Source organism: Mogibacterium kristiansenii, from assembly GCF_029224645.1.
GTDB lineage: Bacteria > Bacillota > Clostridia > Peptostreptococcales > Anaerovoracaceae > Mogibacterium_A > Mogibacterium_A kristiansenii.
Map to the genome: position 1 here is coordinate 15,801 of NZ_JAQXUZ010000014.1, position 25,646 is coordinate 41,446.

Below are 25,646 nucleotides of genomic sequence, written 5' to 3' on the forward strand. Positions count from 1 at the left end.
GAATTATGGTTTACAGAGAAATACTCGAAAAGAATAAAGCGGAGATGCTGGAAAAGCTCCAAGAGCTGGTTCGCATTCGCAGCGTCCGGACGGAGCCTTGCCGGAGTCCGGAGGGCGAAGTGTATCCATTTGGCGCCGGCGTGGAAGAAGCATATCAATACACCTTGAAGCTGGGAAAGGAACTGGGCTTCGAGGTAAAGGACTGGGATCACTACTGCGGTCATATTGAATGGAAATCCGAGAATCCGGATGCTCAAATTTTCGGTATTGCCGGCCATCTGGATATCGTTCCGGAGGGTGATGGTTGGACCTTCGATCCTTATGCTGCTGAAATCGCCGATGGCTGGATGCTCGGCCGCGGCACTTTGGACGACAAGGGACCGGTTATTGCCTGCTTGTACGGAATGAAAGCCCTCAAGGAAGCGGGATATCGTCCGACCGATACCATTCGACTGATCCTGGGGCTGGATGAGGAAACCGGACGGGACAGCGTGCACTACTATCTGGAAAAGGATCGGATGCCGGATTACGGCATTACTCCGGACGGAGAGTTTCCGCTGACCAACGGAGAGATGGGAAATATGAAGTTCCAGCTGGCATCTCGGATGAAGAAGTATTCCCCGAAAGAAGGACTGGTTCTGTCGAAAATTAACGGCGGCCTTGCCCCGAATATCGTTCCGCGAACCGCAAAGGCGGTGGTGGCATCGGGAGACAATGGGGAATATGACACGATTCGCACGAAGGCAGAAGCCTTTGCGAAGGAAACCGGATACAATCTGAAAACCCGGAAGGTGGGAACTTCGCTGGCCATTGAAGCCACCGGAATCAGCGCCCACGGTGCCGATCCGCACAAGGGCCTGAACGCCATTAGCATTCTGATGGCCTTCTTGGGAAGATTGGATTTCGTCAGCGATGAAGTTACCGAATGGATTCGATATTATAATGAGCACATCGGATTCAAGCTTCACGGAGAGAATATGGAATGCGCATTCCAAGATGAACCATCCGGCAAACTGATTTGCAACGTGGGAATGATGGAACTGAGCAACGATGTGGCGACCGTCACATTGAATGTTCGTTATCCGATCAGCTATACCTCAGAGAATGTTTACGAAGGGGTAGAGAAAACCCTGGAAGGAACGAATATTGGGCTAATTAAGAAGGGGGACGACAAGCCGGCTTACGTACCGGTGGACGATCCGTTCATTCAGACCTTGTGTTCCGTATACGTGGAGGAAACCGGCGACGACGAGAACAAGCCGTTCGTGGATCGAGGCGGCACTTACGCCAAAGTGTTCCGACGGATGGTTGCGTTCGGTGCGCTGTTCCCGGGGGAAGAAGACCGGATGCATCAGCCGGATGAACGTCTCAGCATCGAGGCTCTAATGAAGATGACGCGAATTTACACGGCTATGATGGAAAAACTTTGTATGGAAACGGAAGCTTAAAGCAATCTATGAGAGAAGAAATCAGGAAGAAATTAGAAGAGAAGAAAAATTTCAACTGGACGGTTCACAATGAGCTCGAGACCCGGGATTTCGGCCTCGAGCTTTCATCGTACCTGAAGCCGGGAGATGTTCTGGCGCTGGAGGGAGATCTTGGAACCGGAAAGACCACTCTGACGAAGTACATAGCGGAAGGGCTGGGCATTCACGAGAATATCAGCAGCCCGACTTTCAACATTGTAAAAGAACATCGAAGCGGCCGGATTCCACTGTTCCACTTCGATGCGTACCGCCTTGGTTCCGGGGACGAACTGCTGGATATCGGGGCGGAAGACTATTTTTACGGAGACGGAATCAGTATTGTGGAATGGTCGGACATTGTGGAAGATGTCCTGCCGGAGGATTCCCTGTTGATTCGAATCCGCTATGGAGAGAAAGAAGGAGAGCGAATTTATCAATGCATATTCTAGCACTTGAGACTACCGGTAAGTACGGATCGGCCGCAGTGATCGATCAAGAAGGAAATTGCTGGACGGCCTCTTCTTCCGATGTGATGAATCATCTGAAGGACATCATCACGCTGACGGAAGAATGCCTTCGGAACGCCGGTATTGAAAAAACAGATTTGACGCATATCGGAGCCTCTGTGGGTCCGGGGTCCTTTACGGGAATTCGAATCGGCGTCACGACGGCCCGAACTTTGGGACAGGTTCTGAATCTCCCCTGCGTCTCGGTGTCCACCTTGGAAGCCATGGCGTATCAGGGAATGGAGAACAGCAGCGGGGAGAAATACATCTGCCCGATTATCAACGCCCGGAGACACCAGACCTATGCCGGACTGTGGAAGGCCACAACGGACGGACCGGAGCCGATTCTTCCGGAGAAACAGTATATGATTGAAGGTCTGCTGAACGAAATCCGGAAGCTGGAGGGACCGGTATTCTTCACCGGAGACGGAATTGATGCCTACCGGGACATTATTTCCACGGAGCTCTCGGAGGAAATGTATGCCTTTGCACCGGAATCGGTTCGGTATCAGAACGGAAAAAGTGCAGCGCAGGTGGCACTTCGCCGGGTACAATCCGGGGAGACGGTTTCCTACGAGAAACTGATGCCGAACTACATGCGCAAAAGCGAAGCCGAGATGCGGCTGGAATCGGGTACACTGAGCAGTAAGATACATGGATAATACGCGAAAAGAAATACCGTTATTGATTCGTCCGGCGGCTTCGGAAGATATTTCCGATATCGCTTATCTGGAAGAAATCACCTTTCCCATCCCCTGGAGTTTGGAGTCCATTCGTCACGACGTGGAGGAAAACGAATTGGCCACGGTTATCGTTGCGGAATGGAACGGAAGTTTTGCCGGGTACATGGATGTGTGGCAGATTGCCGGAGAAGGGCAGCTGAACAACATTGCCGTGGCGCCGGAATACCGGGGCCGAGGCATTGGCCGGAAGATGATGGATTACATGATACGATGGCTGACGCAGGATGATAATGAAGAATTCAGTCTGGAAGTTCGGGAATCCAACGCACCGGCGATTCACCTTTATGAGAAGCTGGGTTTTGAGGTCATCGGACGCCGGGAGAAGTACTATATCGATAACGGAGAAGACGCATTGCTGATGCGCAAAATTTTAAAATAGAGAATGAGATGATGTTATGAAGAATGGAAAACATATCACCCTTGGAATTGAATCCAGCTGTGATGAAACCGCAATCGGTATCGTTGCCGACGGCCGAGAAGTATTGGCCAATGTGATTTCATCCCAGATTGATATTCACACCGCATTTGGCGGGGTAGTCCCGGAAATTGCATCCAGGCGGCACCTGGAGAATATTAACGGGGTGCTGTCCCAGGCTTTGGAGGAAGCGCAGATTACCATCAATGAGGTGGATTTAGTCGGCGTTACCTACGGGCCGGGTTTGGTGGGCGCGCTGCTGGTGGGCGTAGCGGCCGCCAAAGCAATATCTTTTGCCAAGGATATTCCGTTGGTGGCGGTGAATCACATGCACGGGCATATTGCGGCCAATTACGTGGAATATCCGGAACTGGAGCCGCCTTTTATGGGACTGGTGGTGTCCGGCGGTCATACGAATATCGTTTTTGTAAAGGATTACAATCAATGCGAAACCCTGGGAGAAACCCGAGATGATGCGGCGGGAGAAGCCTTTGACAAGGTGGCCCGGGTTATTGGGCTGGGGTATCCCGGCGGACCAAAAGTGGATCGGGCCGCAAAGGAGGGAGATCCCCACGCCATCGAATTCAAGCGGGTGTATCTGGAGCCGGGGAGCTACGACTTTAGCTTTAGCGGGTTGAAAACGGCAGCCCTGAACCACATCAATTCCTGCAGACAGGCGGGAAAAGAAATCAATGTGGCGGACATGGCCGCCAGCTTCCAGGAAGCGGTGGTGGAAGTCATCGTGAACAAAGCGATATCCGCAGCCCGGGAATTCGGGCAGAATCGAATCGTTATGGCCGGCGGCGTGGCCTCCAACTCACGTCTTCGGGAGATGATTCGGGAAGAAGGAGAGAAATACGGAATTCAAGTAATGCAGCCGCGGCCGCTGTACTGCACGGACAACGGCGTGATGATTGCGTGTTCCGCTTATTACAAAATGAAGAAAGGAGAATTTGCCGGTCCGGATCTGGATGCGATTCCGGGCTTGGAATTCTAGATTACAGATATGCTGATAATGTCGGCCAGTGAAATTGGCAAAAGTTACGGAGTGGATGTGATACTGGAAGATGTGTCTTTCAGTATCAACAAGGGAGACCGAATCGGAATCGTGGGACCCAACGGAGCGGGGAAGACCACGCTTCTGTCGATTCTGTCCGGCGAAGCCGCCCCGACTACCGGAAACTTCTACGTACGAAACGGATATACCGTCGGATACCTGAAACAGAGAAATCATTTTTTTTCCGAGGGAACGGTGCTGCGGGAAGCGGAGAAAACCTTTACCCGATTCCACGAGATGGAGAAGGAAATCCATCGGCTGGAAGAAGCCATTTCCGATCACGAACATCCGGATTTCAATCGGAATCTGGAACAGTACACCGCGCTCATGGAGAAGTACAAGGAGCAGGGCGGTTACACCTATAAGAGTGAGCTGAAGTCCGTACTTCGCAATATGGGATTTGGTGAATCGGAATACGATAAAAAAATCAGCATGCTGTCCGGCGGCGAACGAACTCGTCTGGCCATGGCTTGCATGCTCCTGAAGCAGCCGGATATTCTGATGCTGGATGAGCCCACCAACCACCTGGATCTTCGGATGCTGGAATGGCTGGAACAATATCTGAAGGCGTACAAGGGAACGATTATCGTGGTATCCCATGACCGGTACTTCTTGGACCAGCTGGTGAATCGGATTTTCGAGGTGAGCCGATGTCATCTGACGGATTATCGGGGAAATTACTCCGAGTATCTGATTAAGCACGAAGAGCGGATGGAAGTGGCGCTGCGGGAATATGAGAAGCAGCAGAAGGAAATCGAGAAGCAGGAAGAGATTATCCGCCGTTTCAAAGGACACGGCACGGAAAAGCTGGTGAACCGGGCAAGATCCAGAGAGAAGCGCCTGGCGCATATGGAAGTGAAAGATCGGCCGGTAACGGAAAACAATCGGATGAAACTCACTTTCCACTCAGAATACAAGAGCGGCAACGATGTGATGCTGGCGGAGGATTTGGAGAAATCCTTCGGCGAACGGAAGCTGTTCGATCACGTCTCCTTCGACATCAAGAAGGGAGAACGGATTTGCATCATCGGGGATAACGGTGTGGGCAAAACCACATTGCTTCGGATTCTGATGGGAAAGGAGCAGGCGGACCGGGGATATCTGAAAATCGGTCACAACGTGAATTTCGGATATTACGATCAGGGACAGCTTCTTCTGGATGAGAATGAAACGGTGCTGGGAGAGATGAAGAATGCCTATCATCTGTATACGGATACGGAGATGCGGTCGATTCTGGGACGGTTCCTGTTCCGCGGGGATGATGTGTTTAAGCAGATTCGCAGCCTGTCCGGCGGCGAAAAGGCAAAGCTTTCCCTGCTGAAACTGATGCTGTCCGGTGCCAATACCCTGATTCTGGACGAACCAACCAACCATTTGGACATCGATGCCAAAGAGGTGGTAGAGGATGCACTGCTGGATTTCGAGGGAACCCTGATTATCGTTTCCCACGACCGTTATCTTCTGCAGAAGCTCCCGACCCGAATCTTTGAATTGACGACCGATGGAATCGTGGAATACAAAGGGCGTTTCGATTACTATCTTCAGAAAAAAGAAGAACGGAAGGCGGCAGAAAGTTCCGGGGAGAAATCCAAGAGTACGTCTGACGGAGAACTGTCTGCCGAAGAAGAACGGAGACTTCGGAAGGAGCAGGAAGCGGAGCAGCGGCGGCAGGAACGCCGCATTATGGAGCTGGAAGGAATCATTGAGGACTTGGAAGCCAAAATCCAGGAGACCGAAGAGCTTCTCTGTGCTCCGGAGAACATGTCCAATGTAGAACTCCTTCAGGAAAAAGGGGCGTTATTGGAACAATATAAGGCGGAATTGGAAGTACAATACGAGGAATGGATGGAACTTCAATAAAAAAACTTGCATAAAGCACTTATTTTCACTATAATTAACAATGTGATAAATTAAACGGAGGAAAATGTGATGACATTTGAAAAAATCAGAGAACTGATTGTAGAGCAGCTTGGTATTGACGAAGATATGGTAGAGATGGACACAAATCTGATGAAGGACCTGGAGGGCGACTCATTGGATATGGTGGAAATCATTCTGGGAATTGAGGAAACTTTCGGTTTGGAAATTCCGGATGAGGAAGCAGAGAAATTTGAGACCGTACGTGACCTGGTGGAATACGTGGATGACCACGAAGAATAATTTATGGGGTTGTGGTTTGTCTGCTGTGAAATAGAATTCAGAAAGAAGGTTGGTTAAAGTATGAAAAATAATACGAGAGTTTCGAACGCCATCATCCGGCGTCTTCCACGGTACAGAAGATATTTGGGAGATCTTCGAAGCCGTGGAGTGAAGAAAATTTCTTCCAACGAACTAAGTGAATTGATTGGTTATACGGCATCTCAGATTCGTCAGGATTTGAATACGTTCGGCGGATTTGGTCAGCAGGGATACGGATACAGTGTAGATCATCTGTATGCGGAGATTAACAAAATTCTGGGACTGGACAGAGAGTACAAGACCGTTGTCGTGGGTGTGGGCCATCTAGGACAGGCGATTACCAATCACATCCTGAACTACAAGTTTGGATTCAGCATTGTAGGTCTTTTTGATGTGAATCCAACTATTGTTGGATTGGCAATTAACGGCGTAAAGGTTCAGAACTCTTCCGAGCTGGAGGACTACGTTCGAAACAACAATATCGATATCGGAATTATCTGCTGCGGAAAGGATAACGCACAGGAAGTGGCGGATACATTGGTTCGCGGCGGTGTAGAAGGTATTTGGAACTTTGCACCGATTGATTTGGATATTCCGGAACGTATTGCCATTGAGAATGTACATTTGAGTGAGAGTTTGCACACGCTGTCGTTCTTAATCAGCAGCAAGGAGAAGGAAAATCGTTAATTCGAAATGAATGCATAAAAGAAAATCCCGTAGCAAACGCTACGGGATTTTCTAATAATAAATCATGCATGATAGAATGTCTTGAAGAACTAAGCTTCTGCAGGTGCACCTACAGGACATGTATCTGCACAAGCACCACAATCGATGCATGCATCCGCATCGATAACATATGGGGAACCTTCGCTGATTGCTTCTACTGGGCATCCAGCGGCACAAGCTCCACAACCGATGCACTCACTGCTGATTACATAAGCCATGACTGTACCTCCTTTATAGTATTTATGAGTTGATTATAACACCTGTTTGGTAGTTTTGTAAACTTAACTTTAGTAAGGATAACTTAACAATGGAAATATATTCTTTTACAGGAAAAAGCGGAACCGGAAAAAGCTACAGTGCGGCAAGAATATGCCGGGAAAAACATATCGATGCCATCATTGATGATGGATTGCTGATCTACCGGGGCGGAATCGCTGCCGGTCGTTCCGCAAAGGAATGCTCGTCGAAGGCGGCGGCGATGCGAACCGCACTGTTCAACTACGATGACCACCGGGAAGAAGTTCGAAAAAAGCTCTTGGAATTAAATCCGGATAAATTGATGGTTATCGGAACTTCGGATCGAATGGTGAATTGGATTCTGGATGCCCTGGAACTTCCGGCGCCGAATCACCGCATGTACATCGAAGATTTTACGACGGAAGAACAGCGAAAGGTGGCAGGAGAACATCGGATGCAGGGCGGAGAGCATGCCATTCCGGTACCGATGGGTCAATTGAAACGTAATTTTGCGGGATACATCTTGAATCCAACGAGATTCTTCCGCAGCCGGGCATTACAGGAGGAATCCGGAAAAGAACGGACCATCGTGCGGCCGCCGTTCAGCTATTCCGGAAAGTTTGAAATCCGAGAGGAAGCCATTCGGGATATTATCATGATTGCGGCGGAAGCCCATCGGGGGTGCATTAAGGTGCTGAATTTCTACCATAACGGAAATGTGTCCGGATTCAACCTGGTGGTGGAAGTGCGAATTCGAAAGTTCCCGGGCGCCGGTCGTCACTGCATCATGTTCCAGCAGGAAATCTGGCAGGTGCTTCGCACCATGACCTCCTTCTCTTTGGGACATGTGAATATTCAGGTGAAGGACGTGTACATCCGAAAGAGCGAGCGGGAGAAGCGGAAATAGAAAAATGAAGATAACTTCACATTTTTTCCGAGGAAAGAGGTTGACATCCTAGGAGCAGGTGAGTAGAATAATTCTTGAAAGTTGGCACTCGATTAATATGAGTGCTAACAGAAAAAGATAATAGAGGAGGAAACTGGAATGAGTTTAGGAATTAAGCCATTGGGCGCAAGAGTAGTTATAAAGAAGGACGAGGCATTGGAAAAGACCGAAGGCGGATTGATTCTTTCCGGCAGTGCAAAGGAAAGACCTCAGCAGGCGGTTGTTGTAGCAGTTGGTCCCGGAACTGAGGACGAGAAGATGCAGCTGAAAGAGGGAGACCACGTAATTTTCTCTCGTTACGGCGGCACGGATTTGAAACACGAAGGTGTGGAATATACCATTATGGAACAGAAAGATATTCTGGCAGTAATCGAGTAACTGCCGATTGATATAGGAGGATAGAAAAATGGCTAAAGATTTGTTTTACGGAGAAGAATCCAGAAGAAAGCTTCTGTCAGGTGTGGATAAGCTGGCAGACACCGTTAAGATTACACTGGGACCGAAGGGACGAAACGTTCTGATTGAGAAGTCTTACGGATCCCCACTGATTACCAATGACGGTGTGTCCATCGCAAAGGAAGTCGAGCTGGAAGATCAGGTAGAGAACATGGGTGCACAGCTGGTCAAAGAAGTTGCCACCAAGACCAATGATGTGGCCGGTGACGGTACTACCACTGCAACCCTTCTGACACAGGCAATCGTAAGAGAAGGATTCAAGAACGTCACTGCCGGTGCAAATCCAATGGTTCTGAAGAGAGGTATCGACGGTGCCGTTGAAGTTGCTGTAGATTATCTGAAGAACAGCGCAAAGAAAGTAGACGACAAGGAGAGCATCGCACAGGTTGCTTCCGTATCCGCCGGCGACCAGGAAATCGGCAGACTGATTTCGGAAGCCATGGACAAGGTGGGCAAAGACGGTGTCATCACCGTTGAGGAATCCAAGTCTCTGGGAACCACTTTGGACGTTGTAGAAGGTATGCAGTTCGACAGAGGTTATCTGTCCCCATACATGGCTGCTAACAGCGAGAAGATGGAAGCCGTTCTGGATCACCCATACATCCTGCTGACCGACAAGAAAATCAGCAACATTCAGGAAATCGTTCCGCTGCTGGAGGATATCATGAAATCCGGAAGCAAGCTGCTGATCGTTGCAGATGACGTAGAAGGCGAAGCACTGGCTACTCTGGTTGTCAATAAGCTGAGAGGAACCCTGGATGTCGTTGCTGTAAAGGCTCCGGGATTCGGCGACAGAAGAAAGGCCATGATGGAGGATATCGCCATCCTGACCGGCGGTACCGTAATCAGCGAGGAGCTGGGTTACGAGCTGAAGGAGACCACCATCGATATGCTGGGCAGAGCGGAAACCGTTAAGGTCAACAAAGATCGCACCGTTATCGTCAACGGAAACGGCAGCCGCACCGAGATTAAGGAGAGAATCGATTCCATCCGCGCAGAGGCAGAAGAGACGACTTCCGATTTCGACCGCGAGAAGCTTCAGGAGAGACTGGCAAAGCTGGCCGGTGGTGTTGCGGTAATCAATGCCGGTGCAGCAACGGAGACCGAGCTGAAGGATAAGAAGCTGAGACTGGAAGATGCACTGAACGCAACCAGAGCTGCGGTAGAGGAAGGCATCGTTTCAGGCGGTGGTGTAGCACTGATCGGTGCAATTCCGGCAGTTACTGAGTATGCAGACAGCCTGGAAGGCGATATGAGAACCGGTGCGAAGATTGTTGAGAGAGCACTGGAAGAGCCGGTTCGTCAGATTGCGGAGAACGCCGGTTTCGAAGGCAGCGTTGTGGTATCCAAGGTAAAAGAATCTCCGGAAGGAATCGGATTCAACGCCGCAAGCGACGAGTATGTAAACATGATTGATGCCGGCATCGTGGATCCGGTAAAAGTAACCCGTTCCGCACTGCAGAATGCAGCAAGCGTTTCCGGCATGCTCCTTACCACAGAAGCAGGAATTACGGAAATCAAAGAGGATACTCCGGCACCGGCAATGCCTGCCGGCGGCGGCATGGGCGGCATGATGTAATCTGCCCGCTTTAAAGAACATACGAATACCGATTCATTGGAAAAGGACTGCAAAAGCGGTCCTTTTTCTGTTGTCAATTTCGTCGGGGGGTGATACAATACCTTGTATTAGGTTTTAGATGCAAGACAGATGAAACGACAGGAAAGGGGTTTCGTATGGGCGGTTTTTTTGCAGCGACGTTGAAAGAAGATTGTGTGTTTGATTTGTTTTTCGGAACGGATTATCACTCTCATTTGGGAACCAGACGTGGCGGATTGGTAGTGTACGGAGAGAATGGATTTGATCGGGCCATTCATAATATTGAAAATTCTCCTTTTAGAACGAAATTCGATGCCGATGTATCTCGCATGAAGGGAAACATGGGCATGGGATCTATTTCGGATTATGAACCGCAGCCTTTGACGGTGCGCTCCCACCACGGAACCTTTGCCATTACCACCGTTGGAAAGATCAGCAATAAGGCGGAATTGCTGCAGAAGCTGTTTGATAACGGAACGACCCAGTTCATGGAAATGGGAGATGGAGACATCAATACCACAGAACTGGTGGCAGCCCTGATTAACGAGAAAGATAATATGATTGACGGCATCCGCCATGCGCAGGACGTGATTGAAGGATCCATGAGCATGCTGATTATGACCAAGCGGGGAATTTTCTGCGTGCGGGATAAGTTGGGTCGTACGCCGTTGGCCATCGGAAAGAAGGACACCGGATACTGCGCCAGCTTCGAGGAATTTGCGTATTTGAATCTGGGATACGAAGATTACAAGAACCTGGGTCCGGGAGAAATCGACATCATGACCAGCGACGGCGTGACCGTTCTGGCAGAACCGGGAAAGAAGATGAAGATCTGCACGTTCCTGTGGGTATACTACGGTTATCCGGCATCTTCTTATGAAGATATTTCCGTGGAGGCCATGAGACATCGCTGTGGTGCGGCGATTGCCCATCGAGATACCTTGAAGAGAGAAGATGTGGATATCGTTGCGGGCGTTCCGGACTCCGGCGTGGCACACGCCATCGGATATTCCAATGAGGCCAGACTGCCGTATTCCCGTCCGTTTATCAAATACACTCCGACTTGGCCGAGATCTTTCATGCCGACCATTCAGACCAAGCGGGATTTCATCGCAAAGATGAAGCTGATTCCGGTTCCGGAACTGATTAAGGATAAGAGAATTGTGCTGATTGACGACTCCATCGTCAGAGGCACCCAGCTGGCGGAAAAGGCTAAGTACCTCTATTCCTGCGGGGCGAAAGAAATTCACGTTCGTCCGGCATGTCCGCCAATCCTGTTCGGCTGCAAATATCTCAACTTCTCCCGTTCCCGCTCTGCGCTGGAACTGATTGCCAGAAGAGCCATTGATGAGCTGGAAGGCCGTCACATGGAGGACGATGAATTGGGTGATTACCTGAATCCGGACAGCGAGAAATATCAGAACATGATTGAAGTGATTCGGAAGCAGCAGGGATATGATACCCTGCAGTACAACCGCCTGGAGGATATGCTGGAATCCGTTGGCATTCCGGTGGAAAACCTGTGCACCTACTGCTGGGACGGAAAAGAAGAATAATCGTTCGATGCTTTTTGGTGTTGATGACGGAATAAGAATTCCATCATCAACACCTTTTTTCAAAAATGAAGAGCCGGGAGCGTTCAAATTGTTAAGAATGTATTAAAAAAAGAACATGACTTTTTTATAACAAATGGTATAATCCTTTGTTGGCTGAAGATAAATTCTTGTTTTGAATAAAGGAGAAATTTGGTGAAAAGTACAAAAGAGCGCATTCAGGATTATATTATTATTACAATTGGAACCATTATCGCTTCCTTTGCGGTGTTTTTCTTTCTGACTCCAAGCCATTTGGCGGTAGGAAGCATCTCCGGTCTGGCAGTGTTGATTGCAAAATTCGTTCCGATGACGGTAGGTACCCTTCTGATTATTCTGAACGGAATCTGCCTGCTGCTGTCCGCTGTTTTTGTGGGAAAGGAGTTCACATATCGAACTCTGTATCCGTCCATTCTGCTGCCAATCGTGATTCGGATTCTGGAGAAAATCTACCCGAACATGCAGTCATTGATGGACGATCAATTCTTGGATATGCTGGGATACCTGTTCCTCTATGCACTGGGAGCATCCCTCTTGTTTATGAACAACGCATCCTCCGGCGGACTGGATGTAATCACCAAAATTATGAATAAATATTTCCATATGGAGCTGGGAACCGCGATGTCCGTCTGCGGAATGGCGGTAGCAATCCCATCCATTTTCATCTACGATATCAAGACCGGATTACTGAGTATTCTGGGAACCTATTTCCAGGGAATCATCCTGGATCACTTCCTCTTTGGTTTCAGCATCAAGAAGAAGGTGTGCGTGGTATCGGATCATATTGAAGAAATTCGGGATTACGTCATCAACGTGATGTACAGCGGTGCGACCTTCTACGAGGCAACCGGTGCATTCGACTACCACCACTACAAGGAATTGAACATCATCGTAAATCGTCAGGAATACGTGACCCTGATTAATTTAATCGATAAGGTGGATCCGGATGCCTTCGTTTCGGTGTATAATGTAAGTGAAATTATGAGTCACACATGGGGCCGAAAGGGAGGAAGTCAGAATGCTTCTGGAAAGTGAGAATAAAAAAAGCCGGCATGTCCTGATTGCAGAGGGAACCGGAAGCCGAGGAGAATCGTTGGTGCGTGCTTTTACCGATCGGGGAGCCACCACCGCCTTTTTCTGTCGGGATCGATATAAGGAAGCGCTGGAACTGAGCCGGGAAACCGGGGCGCTGAACATCAAATGCAACGTGTTTAATCGGAATTCCATGGAGTTTGCCGCAGATGTGGTGAAAGAATTCATGGAGGACCGGCTGGATACGTTGGTGTGCAACATTCTTCCAGAACTGAATCGAGAACAGCCGGCAGAAGATTGGAGCAAAGACCGGGAAAGCATTATGAAGAATTTGGATGCCGTGGGTTTCTACCTGCAGACCATGCTGCCCTTGATGGGGGAAGGGGGAAGCGTGATTGTTCTGTTGCAATCCGGGGATTCGGATTGGGAAACGTCCGAACCGATGTCTTTGGCGGAGAACATGCTGCAGTCGGCCCTGAAGGGGATGATTCAGTCCCTGGCTCGTTCGCTGCGGGATAAGCGAATTCGTGTGAATGGATTGCTTCTTTCGAATCGGGAAGAAGCGGAACCGAAATTGGGCGGTACGGTGCGATTCCTGGCATCTCGGGATGCGGAGGGAATCACCGGACAACTGGTTCAGATATAAGGGGTAAAACGGATGAAATATACAAAGTCTTTTGAGACAAGATCTTATGAAATCGACCGTCACGATGCGTTGACGCCGACGGCACTGGTGCAGTATCTCCAGGAAACGGCAGATCATCAGATGCACGATACGGATAAAGACTACGGATTGATCTACCGGGAAGAGCGGAAAGCTTTTGTGGTTAGCCGCATGAGCGTGGAAATAATGCGGCCGGTATACAAGTATGCCCATGTGGACTGCGATACCTGGGTCGTTCCGGCGAAGGCGGCGAATTTTCCACGGGCGTATGAGCTCTATTTGGAGGGGAATCTGGTGGCGCGAGCATACAGCAACTGGGCGCTGGTGGACGTGGATACCCGGAAACTGGTGCTTCAGAGTGAGTATGACATGTCTTCCTACCCGGAGGACCGGGAACCGGTGATGGGAATTCCGACGAGATTTCGGATTCCAAAGACGATGGAATGGAAGGACGGCGGAACGGTGCCGGTAACTCTAACGCTGACTGACATTAACGGGCACATGAACAACGCCCGGTATTACAACTGTTTGTACGATTGCATTCCGAATGTGGAGGAATACTGCATCACTTCCCTGAACATGCGGTTCGTTCACGAGGCGCCGCTGGGCAGTGAACTGAAAATCCTTCGAAGTGATTTTTTGGACCCGGGAAAAATGGACCCGCGTGCGGATAAAATCGTCTATTTCAAAACCGAAGCGAACGGGGAAGACAATGTCCATGCGGTATTCGGATTGAAACGTTGGGAATAACGGAATATGCAGAAGTGCGAGAATCGCTGCAGCAATGCGGCGGTTCTTTTTTTATGGAAAAGGGGGGAGGAAATATGTTTTTTGGTGGTTTTTGTTGAAAAGTGGGGTGAAGTGGTTTAAAATGGGGCATATATTGAATTACAGTCGAGACGTGTATGAAAATTTAGGAAGGCAGCTATGTTCACGGGAACTTATGAAAATTCTATTGACAATAAAAATAGAATGATTGTTCCGTCGAAGTATCGGAATCAGCTGGGCGGCAAATGCATGCTGGCCCGTGGTTTTGATACCTGTCTTTACATTTACACCATGGAGGATTGGGACGAGCTGGTGGCAAAGATGCGAAAGCTCCGTCAGACGGATCGGGATATGCGGCGGTTCATCCGGGAGTTCTTTTCCAATGCCAGTGAGTGTCAGCTGGACTCCCAGGGACGAATCCTGATTCCCCAGAACCTCAAGAACTACGCTTCCATCACGAAGGATCTGATTACTTTGGGCGCTATGGATAAGATTGAGGTGTGGAGCAAGGAGGTCTACAACGACTCCGAAAGTGAGAACATGTTCAACGACGAAGAATTTATTGCAAAGTTAGAAGAATACGATATATAGAGGCGAAAATGACATTCAGACATGTACCGGTACTATACGACGAAGTAATGGAATCCTTGAACATCCGGCCGGATGGGTTCTATGTGGACGGAACCACCGGCGGCGGCGGGCATTCTTCCGGAATTTGCGAACGGTTATCCGAAGCGGGCACACTCCTGGCAGTGGACCGGGATACGGCCGCGCTGGAAGCCTCCCAAAAGCGTTTGGAACCTTATTCTTGTAAAAAAATATTTCTCCATTCCAACTATTCCGAGGTGGATCGAATTCTGGAAACGGCAGGACGGCCGGTGGACGGAATTCTGTTGGATCTGGGCGTATCCTCGTTTCAGCTGGATACGGCGGAACGGGGATTTTCCTACATGCACGATGCGCCGATGGATATGCGGATGAATGAGGACGACAGTTTTACGGCATACAACGTAGTCAATGAATACGATGAAAAAGAACTCCACCGAATCATCAAGGAATATGGAGAAGAACGGTGGGCATCTCGAATTGCACAGTTTATCGTTCGCCGCCGAGAGGAGAAGCCGATTGAAACCACCGGGGAGCTGGTGGAGGTGATTAAAGCGGCCATTCCGGCTTCGGCAAGACGAAACGGGCCGCATCCGGCAAAACGGACGTTCCAGGCCATTCGAATTGAGGTAAACGGAGAATTGGAACATTTGAAGACGGCGGTGGAGCACCTTCCGGATATACTGGCTCCGGGCGGCAGATTGGCCATCATCACCTTCCATTCACTGGAAGACCGGATGGTAAAGGAAGCCTTTAACGCTCGGCTGAATCCGTGCACCTGTCCGCCGGAATTTCCGGTGTGCGTGTGCGGAAAGAAGCCGGATGTGCGAAAGGTCACTCGAAAGCCAATTGCCCCGGGAGAACGGGAACTGGAGGAGAATCCGAGAGCGCGGAGTGCAAAACTGCGCGTCATAGAGAAAATATAGAAAGATATCAATAATATACAGGAGGAAGCAATGAGTACAGCGGTAAATACCGGCCGAAAAGCAGCTGCAAGACGAAGAACAAAGACGACGACACAGGCAGCTGCAGCACAATACAAAATCGCAATTAAATATATTCTGTGCGGTGCTCTGCTGCTCCTGGGAATTGTTTTTATGGCAGCGTATTCCACGAATCTGCAGCAGCAGAACAACACCCTGGCAGCACGAAATGACGTTCTTCAGGCGGAAATCGATTCGCTGAACGAACAGATTAACGATGCCACCAGCATTGAGAAGGTGGAAACGATTGCCACGAAAAAGTATGGGATGGTTCAGCCGGACGAGAGCAACTACATCACCATTCGGGATGAGAAGAAACAAGGAAGCAGTCTGGCGGACACGATAAAGAAAGAAGCCTATAACTAATTTCATGGATAATTGAAACCACACTCCGTCTTTTCGGGGTAGTGGTTTTTTGTGGATATAAGGAATGAGCAACAAACCCCGTAAAAGTACGAAGAAAAAGAGAATAGATGAGGCCATGTCCCGGAGAACCGGGGTGGTGGATGAGAATCGGCGGAGGCTGGGCATCGGATTCATGCTGGTGGTGCTGATGTTTTCGGTTCTGACATTCCGGCTGGCCTATTGGCAGATTGTTCGGGGAGACGATTTGAACGAAAAGGCCACGGAGATGCAGGATCAGGATACCACCATCGATCCGGTGCGGGGAACGATCTACGATGCCAATATGAATCCGCTGGCACAAAGCGTAACGGAATACGAGCTGTATGTGTATTCCCAAAGTCTGTACAAGGATAAGAAAATTACAGAGGACGAACGAAAGAAAGTCCTGAAGAATATGTCGAAATACACCGGGCTCAGCGAGAAGGAGCTCAAGGAAAAATTTGAAAACAAGGACAACCTAATTAAGCTGGCGGACGGCCTGAGAAGAGATGATGTAAAGGCGCTTCAGAAACTGTACGATGACAGCGTGGTGGTGAAGACTTCCATGGCCCGGAGTTATCCGAACAAGGACTTCGCTTCTCACGTTATCGGTTTCGTGGATTCCAACAACAGCGGAAGAAGCGGGCTGGAGTACCAGTACAACGCACTGCTCACCGGTGTGAAAGGACGAAAACTCAGCACCACCGACAGTCAGGGGAATACCCTGTTCAACGGAAATCGAAAATACTATCAGGCGGAAGACGGCAAGAGCATCGTCACCACCATTGACGGAGTGATTCAGAATTACGCAGAGGAGGCGGTGGCAGCCGGAGAGAAGAAGACCCGTGCCGAATCCATCAGCTGTGTTATAATGAGTCCGAAATCCGGCGATGTGCTGGCCATGGTGAACTATCCGAGTTACGATCCGAATAATCCGTATGAACCGTCAGATCCGTATGCATTAAAGCAGTTCAGCAAACTATCCGATTCCAAGCAGAGTAAGTACCTGAGCCGGATGTGGACGAATCCGATTATCAGCGGGGTCTACGAACCGGGTTCCACCTTCAAGTTAGTAACGGCAGCCTCGGCTTTGGATTCCGGCAGTGCGAATCGGAAATCCCGGTACAAGTGCCCGGGGTATATCGTGGTAAACGGAACGAAGATCAACTGCTGGGGAACGGCCCACGGCACAGAATCCCTGAAGCAGGCGGTGGGAAATTCCTGCAACCCGGCAATGGCTCGGGTGGCCCTGAACATGGGATCCAAGAGATTTTACGACTATATCGACCTCTTTGGTTTCGATGACAAGACCGGCATTGATTTGCCGGGAGAGGGAAATTCCATCGTAAAGAATCCGACCAATCTGGGAGATGTGGATCTGGCGACCACCGGCTTCGGCCAGGGTATCGCCATCACGCCGATTCAGCTGATGTGTGCCATCAACGCTTTGGGAAATGACGGAAACCTGATGAAACCGAAGGTGGTTCAGAAGATTTTGGACAGCGACGGAAAGACGGTACGGACCATAAAGGATACCAAGGTTCGAAAGGTGGTATCTACGGAAGTGGCGGACAAGATGCGGGAAATCATGCAGTATTACGTGGAGAAGGGCGGCGGCGGCGCAGCCTACATCCCGGGATACCGTATCGGCGGCAAGACCGGAACGGCGAATATCGCATCCAACGGCGGATACTCCCACGATACGGTGGCTTCTTTTATCGCAATGGCACCAATGGACGACCCTCAAGTGACGGTGCTGGTCATGGTGACCCGTCCGAAGGGAAGCGAATTCGGTGCGGTGAATGCGGGCCCAATCGTGAAACGGATTATGTCCGGTGTACTTCCGTATCTGGGCGTCAGCAAGAAATACGCCAAGAATGAAAGAAGAGATCAGGAGACCAAGGTGATTGTTCCGAAGGTCACCGGAATGAACAGCAAGAGTGCCATCAATTATCTTTCCGCAAGGGGATTGAAATACAAGGCGGTACCGGCGGACAGCGGGAAATCCTTCCACGTGGTGGATCAGTATCCGAAATCCGGAACGAAAGTATCCCCGCACAGCACGGTATATCTGTACAGCAAATAAAATTTTAAGAAAAAGGAACGAAAGAAAATGAAGCGAACGAATCTGGAATACATTGCAGAGGCGGTAAAAGGAAAAATATACGCAAGGGCAGAGGGAAACCGACACGACAGCGTCACCGCCGTGTCCATTGACTCCCGGGATATCCCGGTGGAATGCCTGTTCTTTGCCATCATCGGAGAGCGAGCCGATGCACACCGGTTTCTGCCGGATGTATATGAGAAAGGATGCCGGAATGTGGTGGTGTCCGATTCGGATTGGGCGGAAAAGATGGGTGCGAAGAAAGATGTGAATGTCATTCTGGTACCGGATACCCGTTTGGCGCTGATGGACCTGGGCGAAAAATATTTGGATGACTGGAGCGGTCTCCGAAAGGTGGGCGTGACCGGAAGCGTGGGGAAAACAAGCACAAAGGAATTTCTCTACAGCGTACTGCGAAGCCGCTACCGCACGGGAAAGACACCGGGAAATCTGAACAGCGAATTCGGAATTCCTCTGACGGCATTTTCCTTTGCGGAAGACATTCAGGTTGCGGTCATTGAAATGGGTGCAGGCTACGGCAGTGCCATGGGTGAGCTGTCCCGGATTGCGAAGCCGGAGGCAGCCGTAATCACCAACGTGGGCACCTCCCACCTGGAGGTGTACGGCACTCGGGAGAAGCTTCTGGAAGAGAAACTTCGAGTATCCACCGGATTCACTCTGGAGAATACATTGGTAATCAATACGGATTCCGATATTCTCACAAAAGAAAATGCGCAGCGCCATCAGCCCTCCGATGCGAGAATCGTTACGGTGGGTTCGAAAGGCGGCGAGGATTATCATCTTTCGGATATTCGTGACCGGGGCATTGAGGGCGTTCAATGCAATGTGACCCACGGTGACGAGACGGTTACCCTCAAACTGCCGGTTATCGGTGCCCACAACCTGGGGAATGCGGTTTTGGCTATGGCTATCGGAGAAGTCTTTGGAATAACCATGGAAGAGTCCGTAGAAGCGCTTTGCGAGGTGGAGACGAACGCAAACCGGCTCAGCGTGGTGAAAGGGACGGACTACTCTGTCATCAACGATACCTACAATGCCAGTCCGGAATCCATGAAGGCCGGAATCGACGTGCTGGTGAACAGTCCGGGAAAGAGAAAAATCGCTGTATTGGGAAGCATGTTCGAGCTGGGAGATCACTCGGAACAGCTCCACCGAAGCGTAGGGGAATACGCGGCTTCCAAGCCGGTGGATATTCTGGTGGCCATCGGTGAGAACGGCAAAGCCATTGCAGAAGGGGGAGAATCGGCATCTTCGGATTTGCAGGTTCTGTATTATGAGGACCGGGAAGATGCTGCCAAAGCCGTTCGCCCGATGCTTCAGGCCGGCGATTTGGTCTACGTGAAGGCATCTCGTTCCATGGAACTGGAAAAATTTGTCACAGCAATCACAGAGTAGTACAATAGGAACGGAAATAAAATAAAGAAAAGGATAAAAAGAAAAATGACACTATTGGACGTAATTCTATATTTCGTTATGCCCCTGGCGATTACCGCACTGATGACCTACGGATTAATTCCGTACTTCCATCGGAAACAGTTCGGTCAGTATATCCGGGAGGAAGGCCCGAAGGCTCACCTCAAGAAGCAAGGTACACCGACGATGGGCGGAATTGCCATCTTCATTGGCATTGCAGCCGGAATGGCGATATTCATGGTTCGGGTTTCAGACCCGCTCAAATCCTGGGCAAGTCCGCACCTGGTGCGGGACGCGGTGGCCATCGTTCTGACGATGCTTGCTTTTGGGGCAATCGGATTTATCGATGACTTCAACAAAATCGCCAAAAAGGAAAATCTGGGATTAACGGCAAAGCAGAAGCTGATCATGCAGGCCGTGTTCAGCATCGGCCTGGCGTTCTATATGATGCGGACCGGACGGGAAGACCTGTTCATTCCGTTTCTGAAGATCGGCGTAAGCTTTGGACTTCTGTACATTCCGTTTGTAATGTTCGTGGAAATCGCCATGTCAAATGCGGTGAACCTCACCGATGGACTGGATGGACTGGCTGCTGGCGTGACTGCCATTGTGGGAATAACCTTTGCCGTCATCGGATGGAAGGATGGAGACACCATTTTGACCGTCAGCGGAACCGTGGTGGCGGGTGCATTGATTGGATTTCTTCTGTTCAATCACTATCCGGCGAAAATCTTCATGGGTGATACCGGTTCCATGGCACTGGGCGGCGTACTTTCCGGAATCGCAGTGGTAACGGGAAAAGAATTCCTCCTTCCGCTGGTGGGATTAATCTACGTGCTGGAAGCCCTTTCGGTAATCATCCAGGTGGCGTACTTCCGGAAGACCGGCGGGAAGAGATTTTTCCGAATGGCTCCGCTGCACCATCACTTCGAGTTGGGCGGAATGAAAGAATACAACGTAGTGTATATGTTTTGTGCAGTAACAGCGGTTCTGGGTGTGATTGCATACTTCGGAACGATTTAGATAAGGAGGCGCAGAGATGATGAGAGATGAAGTGAAAGGTAAAAAAATTCTTGTAGTGGGAATGGGGAAATCCGGCAAGGCGGCGGTTCAGGAGCTGCACAAGCTGGGCGCACAGGTGGTGGCACAGGATGTGCGCACGGTGGATGTCGTGGATCCAAAGTTTGCAAAATACCTGGAAAAAGAGGGCGTTCCTGCGCTCTTTGAATGCAATCCGGATAACATGGGCGAATATGATTTGGTCGTAATCAGCCCCGGCGTGTCACCGGACCTGTCATTTCTGCAGGAAGCGAGATTATCCGGCGTCGAGGTCATCGGTGAGCTGGAGTTGGCGTATCGCCTGAGCAAGGGAACCTTCATTGCCATTACCGGCACCAACGGAAAGACCACCACAACGACCTTGGTAGGCAAAATCTTCGAAAAGGCACGCCGCAAGACGGCAGTCGTAGGAAATATCGGTGTGGCAGTGGTTTCAAAAGCACTGGAATCCACGGAGGATGAATGGATGGTGACGGAAGCCAGCAGCTTCCAGTTGGAGACGGTGAAGGAATTTCATGCAAAGGTTTCAGCTATCTTGAATCTGACACCGGATCATCTGAATCGCCACAAGACCATGGAAGCTTACGGAGCGGCAAAGGCGCAGGTGTTCCGAAATCAGGATGAAAACGATTATCTGGTGATTAACTACGATGACAAGACTTGTTTCGCCTTGGCGGAAAAATGCAAAGCCACCGTGGTTCCTTTTAGCCGAAAAGAAGAACTGAAAATGGGTGCCTTCCTTCAGGATGACGAGATGGTCATCCGAGATGAAAACGGAATCGTTCGGCCAATCTGCAGCATTCACGATCTGAAGATTATCGGCGATCACAACGTGGAGAACGCGTTGTCGGCGGCGGCAATCAGCTTCTTCGCCGGGGTGGATCCGGAGTCCATTCGGGAAGCCATCGTGGAGTTCCCGGGTGTGGAGCATCGAATTGAGTACTGCGGCCTGGTGGATGGCGTGAAATTCTACAACGATTCCAAGGGAACCAATGTGGATGCGGCAGTTATCGCGCTGAAAGCGCTGAAGGAGAACATTGTTCTCATTGCCGGCGGAGACGGAAAGGCGCAGGACTTTACGGAATTGGCGGAGAACCTGCAAGGACGGGTAAAGGCACTGGTACTTCTGGGCCGGGATGCCAATCAGATTGAGGCATGCGCAAGAAAAGTCGGATTTGACGCGATTTATAATGAAAAAGATATGAATGCTTGCGTGAAGAAGTGCATGGAGTTGGCAGAAGAAGGAGATAAGGTGCTCCTTTCGCCGGCATGCGCAAGCTGGGATATGTACGATAATTACGAGCAGCGGGGAGATCATTTCAAGGCCTGTGTTCAGCAGCTGCTTCGTTGAAAGATGAAATGGAGAACGGAAAGTAGATGGGTGTGATCAGCCGGAAGAAGCAATCGAATAGTGGAAAGAAGGAGAAGAAAGTCCGCAGAACACCGAAATGGAACGTGGACAGCATGCTGGGTTCTTTAGCGGTGAACTACGATGCATCGGTGGCTCTGATTTCCGGAATCCTGATTGCCTTCGGCATCGTGATGGTGTTCAGCGCAGGGTACTACACCACTACCAATTTCTACAACGATCCGTACTACTACCTGCGGAGACAGCTGGCATGGGTAGCGTTGGGAATTGGCGTGATGGCGATGTTCACCCGATGTGATTACCACAAATACACAAAGTACTACTGGGTGTTTGCGGTGGTGTCCGTTGGAGCGCTGGCACTCTTGTTCACACCGCTGGGCGTTACGGTTAACTTTGCGACACGATGGTTTCAGCTGGGACCGCTGAGAATTACGCCGAGTGAATTCTCCAAGCTTTTTATGATTATTTTCACCGCCGGATACGTGGCGGAGCGGCCGAGAAGAGTTCGAACCATCTACGTGTTCGTCCTCTTCGGCGTAATGATAGTGCATCTGGGACTGATTATCAAACAGCCGAACCTGTCCACGGCAATTGTAATCGCCGCCATCATGATTGGCATCATGTACGTGGCGGGCATGTGGAACGGATGGCTGGTGCTGGCAGCATTGGCCCTAATCGGCGGATTGATATTTATCCTGATGTTCTACCCCGACTCCCACTGGTACGCACGAATGACCAACTTTATCGATCCGTTCAAGGATGCTCAGGGAGAAGGATATCAGGTATCCCAAGGACTGATTGCACTGGGAAACGGAGGGCTTTTCGGTCTGGGACCGGGTAAAAGCATCACCAAGAACCTCTATCTTCCGGAACCCCAGAACGATTTCATTCTGGCGATTATCGGAGAAGAATTGGGATTCGTGGGTCTGGTGGTACTGTTGTCCGTATATCTTCTGCTGATTTATCGATGCTTTGTCATTACTGTTCGGGCAAAGGATAAGCTTGGATTCTATCTGGGCGCTGGAATTACGGTCATGATGGCACTTCAGGTAATTCTGAATGTGGCCGTTGTAACCGCCTCTATGCCGGCAACGGGAATTACGCTTCCATTCGTCAGTTACGGCGGAACGTCGCTGCTGGTGTTCATGGCGTCGATGGGAATTATGCTGAATATTTCAAAGAAAAATCGAGGGTAATAACATGAGAATTATTTTAACGGGAGGAATTACCGGAGGCCATATTTATCCGGCACTGGCCATAGGCGATAAATTCAAGGAAAAGAATCCGGAATGCGAAATCCTATACATCGGAAATGAGCGGGGAATGGAGAACGAAATCGTTCCGAAACACGGTTTTCCCCTGGAAATCGTTCCCTCCAAAGCGGTGGACCGGTCCAACATATTTAAAATGGCGGAGACCCTGGCGGTAACCGGTAGGGGGAAGAGTCAGACCTACCGGATTATGAAGAAATTCCGTCCGGATATCGTCATCAGCACCGGAAGTTATGTCAGCGTTCCGGTGGTGCTGGCAGCACATAAATACGGTGCAAAGGTATTCATCCATGAGCAGAACGCGTATCCGGGAATGGCGAATCGATTCTTGTCTCAATATGCGGAGAAGGTGTTCCTGGGCTTTGAGGATGCGGGAAAATTCTTCAAGCAGAATCGAAAACTGCAGTATTCCGGAAATCCAGTTCGGAAGGATTTCTACGGAAAGGATAAGAAGGAATCCCGGAAACTGCTGGGCATACCGGAAGATGATTTTGTGATTATGACCTTTGGCGGCAGTCAGGGTGCTACCGCCATCAACGATACGGCGATTGAACTGATTCGTGCCTACGGCGACCGCCCGAACGTCACCATTCTGTTCGGCACCGGCAAGCGATTTTACGATGACGTACAGCATAATCTGGAAGTGATGGGACTCTCCGGCAAAAGCAACGTTCGAGTGTCTCCGTACATTCAGGATATGGCTAACACTCTGGCGGCAACGGATGTGGCCATCAGCCGCTCCGGCGCACTGTCCGTTTCAGAGATTACCATGTCGGGCTGTCCGGCCATCTTCGTGCCGTCTCCGAACGTAACCGGAGATCATCAATACTACAATGCGAAAGCGGTGGTGGATAACGGCGGAGCGATTATCGTCCGGGAGGATGGCGATACGCCGAACCGAATTGTGAACATATTGAAAGAACTCCTTGCGGATCCGGATATCGTTCGGCGGATGGCGGAATGCAGCCTGAAGTGCGCTCCGGTAAACGCTACCGACATTGTGTATGAAGGGATTATGGATATATGGACGAAAAACAAATAAACAAAGATAATTCGGAAACTTCCGCGGGAATGGATTTCGGATTAGACGATGAATTCGTATCCATTGACCGAGCGATTGATGAACTGGCAGCGGAGATGGTGGATGTGGACGGTTCGGAAGAGGCATCGGAGGAACCCCCTTCGGAGTTGGATCGGCAGATTGCGGCGAACATCCTGAAGCGTCAGAAGAAGCGAAGCCGTCCCAGCCCTTTTAAGGTGGCATGCGGCATCATCATTCTGACCGTCGCCATGCTGATATTCATGAGTACCGGGGTGTTCACCATTGATTCCATTCAAGTGGATGGAAACGATTACTTTACCGATGAGGAAATCATCAACATGGCCCACGCCACGACGGGAAAGAACCTGTTCTACCATTCCGGAAGCCGTGAAATTGTGGAATATCTGGAAGGCAGTCCGTACATTGAGAAGGCGAAGGTATCCAAACGGATTCCGGGTACCCTGATGATTCGGGTGAAAGAACGGGAACAGATTGCCGCAGTGGTATATAACAAGGAATACTTGGTGGTGGATTCGCAGGGATTGCTGCTTCGACGATCTAAAACGAAACCGAAGGTGACCATCGTTACCGGAATCAAGATTCGAAAGATGGAGCTGGGTGAGAAATTAGAGGTGACCAATTCCAAGGAATGGAAGAGTGCGCTGCGCATCCTGAATGCCATGAATGACGGAGACCTGTACTTTAAGAAATTGAAGGTCTCCGACGATACGGCTCGAGGATACGTATACGATTCAATGGTTTGCAAGGGACGTGTGGAAACCATGATTGAATCCATCGAAAAGGAGCGGCTGCAGAAAGTGCTGAAGGCGCTGTTCAAGAAAGGAATTAAGCGGGGAACCGTCACCTTGACGGAAAGCGGCTACGCTTCCTTCGAACCGAAGGTATAGGAAACTAAAATAGACATAGGAAGTGCATTTTTGAATACAGAAGCGTTGAAAAAATGTGTAGGTTAACAAGAAAAACTGTAGAAATAGAGTGCATTTCGGTAAA

26 protein-coding genes are annotated in these 25,646 nt (G+C 50.0%); 25 read left to right on the forward strand and 1 reads right to left on the reverse strand.

The window, feature by feature from the left end; translation table 11 throughout:
• Positions 1-5: 5 nt before the first annotated feature.
• The 8 genes from pepV (at position 6) to PUE40_RS03630 (ending at position 7,052) form a co-directional block, all read left to right on the forward strand.
• A complete protein-coding gene (gene pepV / locus PUE40_RS03595; RefSeq protein ID WP_277671934.1) occupies positions 6-1,448 on the forward strand; it encodes a dipeptidase PepV in 1,443 nt (480 codons plus the stop codon).
• Positions 1,449-1,456: 8 nt separating this feature from the next.
• A complete protein-coding gene (gene tsaE / locus PUE40_RS03600) occupies positions 1,457-1,915 on the forward strand; it encodes a tRNA (adenosine(37)-N6)-threonylcarbamoyltransferase complex ATPase subunit type 1 TsaE (protein WP_277671935.1) in 459 nt (152 codons plus the stop codon).
• Positions 1,903-2,634, forward strand: a complete 732-nt coding sequence (gene tsaB / locus PUE40_RS03605; RefSeq protein WP_277671936.1) for a tRNA (adenosine(37)-N6)-threonylcarbamoyltransferase complex dimerization subunit type 1 TsaB — start codon at positions 1,903-1,905, stop codon at positions 2,632-2,634. Before tsaE ends, tsaB begins: the two co-directional genes overlap by 13 nt.
• Positions 2,627-3,094 carry a ribosomal protein S18-alanine N-acetyltransferase gene (rimI, locus tag PUE40_RS03610; protein ID WP_154554141.1) on the forward strand — a complete coding sequence of 156 codons (468 nt, stop codon included), beginning with the start codon at positions 2,627-2,629 and terminating at the stop codon, positions 3,092-3,094. The genes tsaB and rimI overlap by 8 nt, the downstream gene beginning before the upstream one ends.
• A gap of 16 nt (positions 3,095-3,110) precedes the next feature.
• Positions 3,111-4,127, forward strand: coding sequence for a tRNA (adenosine(37)-N6)-threonylcarbamoyltransferase complex transferase subunit TsaD (gene tsaD / locus PUE40_RS03615; protein WP_154554140.1), 1,017 nt, complete (start codon positions 3,111-3,113; stop codon positions 4,125-4,127).
• 57 nt (positions 4,128-4,184) lie between these two features.
• Entirely contained in the window at positions 4,185-6,047 is a 1,863-nt protein-coding gene (locus PUE40_RS03620) for an ABC-F family ATP-binding cassette domain-containing protein (RefSeq protein WP_277671937.1), read from the forward strand.
• Positions 6,048-6,116: 69 nt separating this feature from the next.
• Positions 6,117-6,347, forward strand: coding sequence for an acyl carrier protein (acpP, locus tag PUE40_RS03625; protein WP_154554138.1), 231 nt, complete (start codon positions 6,117-6,119; stop codon positions 6,345-6,347).
• Positions 6,348-6,407: 60 nt separating this feature from the next.
• A complete protein-coding gene (locus PUE40_RS03630; protein ID WP_154554137.1) occupies positions 6,408-7,052 on the forward strand; it encodes a redox-sensing transcriptional repressor Rex in 645 nt (214 codons plus the stop codon).
• A gap of 89 nt (positions 7,053-7,141) precedes the next feature.
• Here PUE40_RS03630 and PUE40_RS03635 read toward each other — a convergent pair whose 3' ends face one another.
• Positions 7,142-7,309 (reverse strand): DUF362 domain-containing protein, encoded by a 168-nt coding sequence (locus PUE40_RS03635; protein ID WP_154554136.1) that lies wholly within the window; start codon positions 7,307-7,309, stop codon positions 7,142-7,144.
• An 89-nt stretch (positions 7,310-7,398) separates the two neighbouring features.
• Between PUE40_RS03635 and PUE40_RS03640 the strand changes: the two genes are divergently transcribed.
• From PUE40_RS03640 to PUE40_RS03720, 17 genes are all read left to right on the forward strand, one after another.
• Positions 7,399-8,235 (forward strand): hypothetical protein, encoded by an 837-nt coding sequence (locus PUE40_RS03640; RefSeq protein ID WP_154554135.1) that lies wholly within the window; start codon positions 7,399-7,401, stop codon positions 8,233-8,235.
• Positions 8,236-8,373: 138 nt separating this feature from the next.
• Entirely contained in the window at positions 8,374-8,652 is a 279-nt protein-coding gene (locus tag PUE40_RS03645) for a co-chaperone GroES (protein ID WP_154554134.1), read from the forward strand.
• 28 nt (positions 8,653-8,680) lie between these two features.
• Positions 8,681-10,309 (forward strand): chaperonin GroEL, encoded by a 1,629-nt coding sequence (groL, locus tag PUE40_RS03650; protein WP_277671938.1) that lies wholly within the window; start codon positions 8,681-8,683, stop codon positions 10,307-10,309.
• A gap of 155 nt (positions 10,310-10,464) precedes the next feature.
• On the forward strand, positions 10,465-11,883 hold the full coding sequence (locus PUE40_RS03655) for an amidophosphoribosyltransferase (RefSeq protein ID WP_154554132.1): 1,419 nt from the start codon (positions 10,465-10,467) through the stop codon (positions 11,881-11,883).
• A gap of 192 nt (positions 11,884-12,075) precedes the next feature.
• On the forward strand, positions 12,076-12,954 hold the full coding sequence (locus PUE40_RS03660; protein ID WP_277671939.1) for a YitT family protein: 879 nt from the start codon (positions 12,076-12,078) through the stop codon (positions 12,952-12,954).
• Complete coding sequence (locus tag PUE40_RS03665) at positions 12,938-13,597, forward strand: SDR family oxidoreductase (protein ID WP_154554130.1); 660 nt, start codon at positions 12,938-12,940, stop codon at positions 13,595-13,597. Before PUE40_RS03660 ends, PUE40_RS03665 begins: the two co-directional genes overlap by 17 nt.
• Positions 13,598-13,609: 12 nt before the next feature.
• On the forward strand, positions 13,610-14,365 hold the full coding sequence (locus PUE40_RS03670) for an acyl-[acyl-carrier-protein] thioesterase (RefSeq protein ID WP_277671940.1): 756 nt from the start codon (positions 13,610-13,612) through the stop codon (positions 14,363-14,365).
• Between the two features lie 177 nt (positions 14,366-14,542).
• Positions 14,543-14,974, forward strand: coding sequence for a division/cell wall cluster transcriptional repressor MraZ (mraZ, locus tag PUE40_RS03675; protein WP_154554128.1), 432 nt, complete (start codon positions 14,543-14,545; stop codon positions 14,972-14,974).
• An 8-nt stretch (positions 14,975-14,982) separates the two neighbouring features.
• A complete protein-coding gene (rsmH, locus tag PUE40_RS03680) occupies positions 14,983-15,915 on the forward strand; it encodes a 16S rRNA (cytosine(1402)-N(4))-methyltransferase RsmH (RefSeq protein WP_154554127.1) in 933 nt (310 codons plus the stop codon).
• 30 nt (positions 15,916-15,945) lie between these two features.
• Positions 15,946-16,338: a septum formation initiator family protein gene (locus PUE40_RS03685; RefSeq protein ID WP_277671941.1), complete on the forward strand. Its 393-nt coding sequence runs from the start codon at positions 15,946-15,948 to the stop codon at positions 16,336-16,338.
• A 64-nt stretch (positions 16,339-16,402) separates the two neighbouring features.
• The gene (locus PUE40_RS03690) at positions 16,403-18,442 is read left to right on the forward strand and encodes a penicillin-binding transpeptidase domain-containing protein (protein ID WP_277671942.1); all 2,040 of its coding nucleotides are present in this window, start codon (positions 16,403-16,405) and stop codon (positions 18,440-18,442) included.
• 27 nt (positions 18,443-18,469) lie between these two features.
• On the forward strand, positions 18,470-19,876 hold the full coding sequence (locus PUE40_RS03695) for a UDP-N-acetylmuramoyl-tripeptide--D-alanyl-D-alanine ligase (protein ID WP_277671943.1): 1,407 nt from the start codon (positions 18,470-18,472) through the stop codon (positions 19,874-19,876).
• A 45-nt stretch (positions 19,877-19,921) separates the two neighbouring features.
• The gene (gene mraY / locus PUE40_RS03700) at positions 19,922-20,917 is read left to right on the forward strand and encodes a phospho-N-acetylmuramoyl-pentapeptide-transferase (RefSeq protein WP_154554123.1); all 996 of its coding nucleotides are present in this window, start codon (positions 19,922-19,924) and stop codon (positions 20,915-20,917) included.
• Positions 20,918-20,933: 16 nt separating this feature from the next.
• Positions 20,934-22,304, forward strand: coding sequence for a UDP-N-acetylmuramoyl-L-alanine--D-glutamate ligase (gene murD / locus PUE40_RS03705; RefSeq protein WP_277671944.1), 1,371 nt, complete (start codon positions 20,934-20,936; stop codon positions 22,302-22,304).
• Between the two features lie 26 nt (positions 22,305-22,330).
• Complete coding sequence (locus tag PUE40_RS03710) at positions 22,331-23,518, forward strand: FtsW/RodA/SpoVE family cell cycle protein (protein ID WP_277671945.1); 1,188 nt, start codon at positions 22,331-22,333, stop codon at positions 23,516-23,518.
• A gap of 4 nt (positions 23,519-23,522) precedes the next feature.
• The gene (gene murG, locus PUE40_RS03715) at positions 23,523-24,635 is read left to right on the forward strand and encodes an undecaprenyldiphospho-muramoylpentapeptide beta-N-acetylglucosaminyltransferase (protein ID WP_277671946.1); all 1,113 of its coding nucleotides are present in this window, start codon (positions 23,523-23,525) and stop codon (positions 24,633-24,635) included.
• Between the two features lie 29 nt (positions 24,636-24,664).
• Complete coding sequence (locus PUE40_RS03720; RefSeq protein ID WP_277671947.1) at positions 24,665-25,543, forward strand: cell division protein FtsQ/DivIB; 879 nt, start codon at positions 24,665-24,667, stop codon at positions 25,541-25,543.
• The last annotated feature ends 103 nt before the right edge of the window (positions 25,544-25,646 follow it).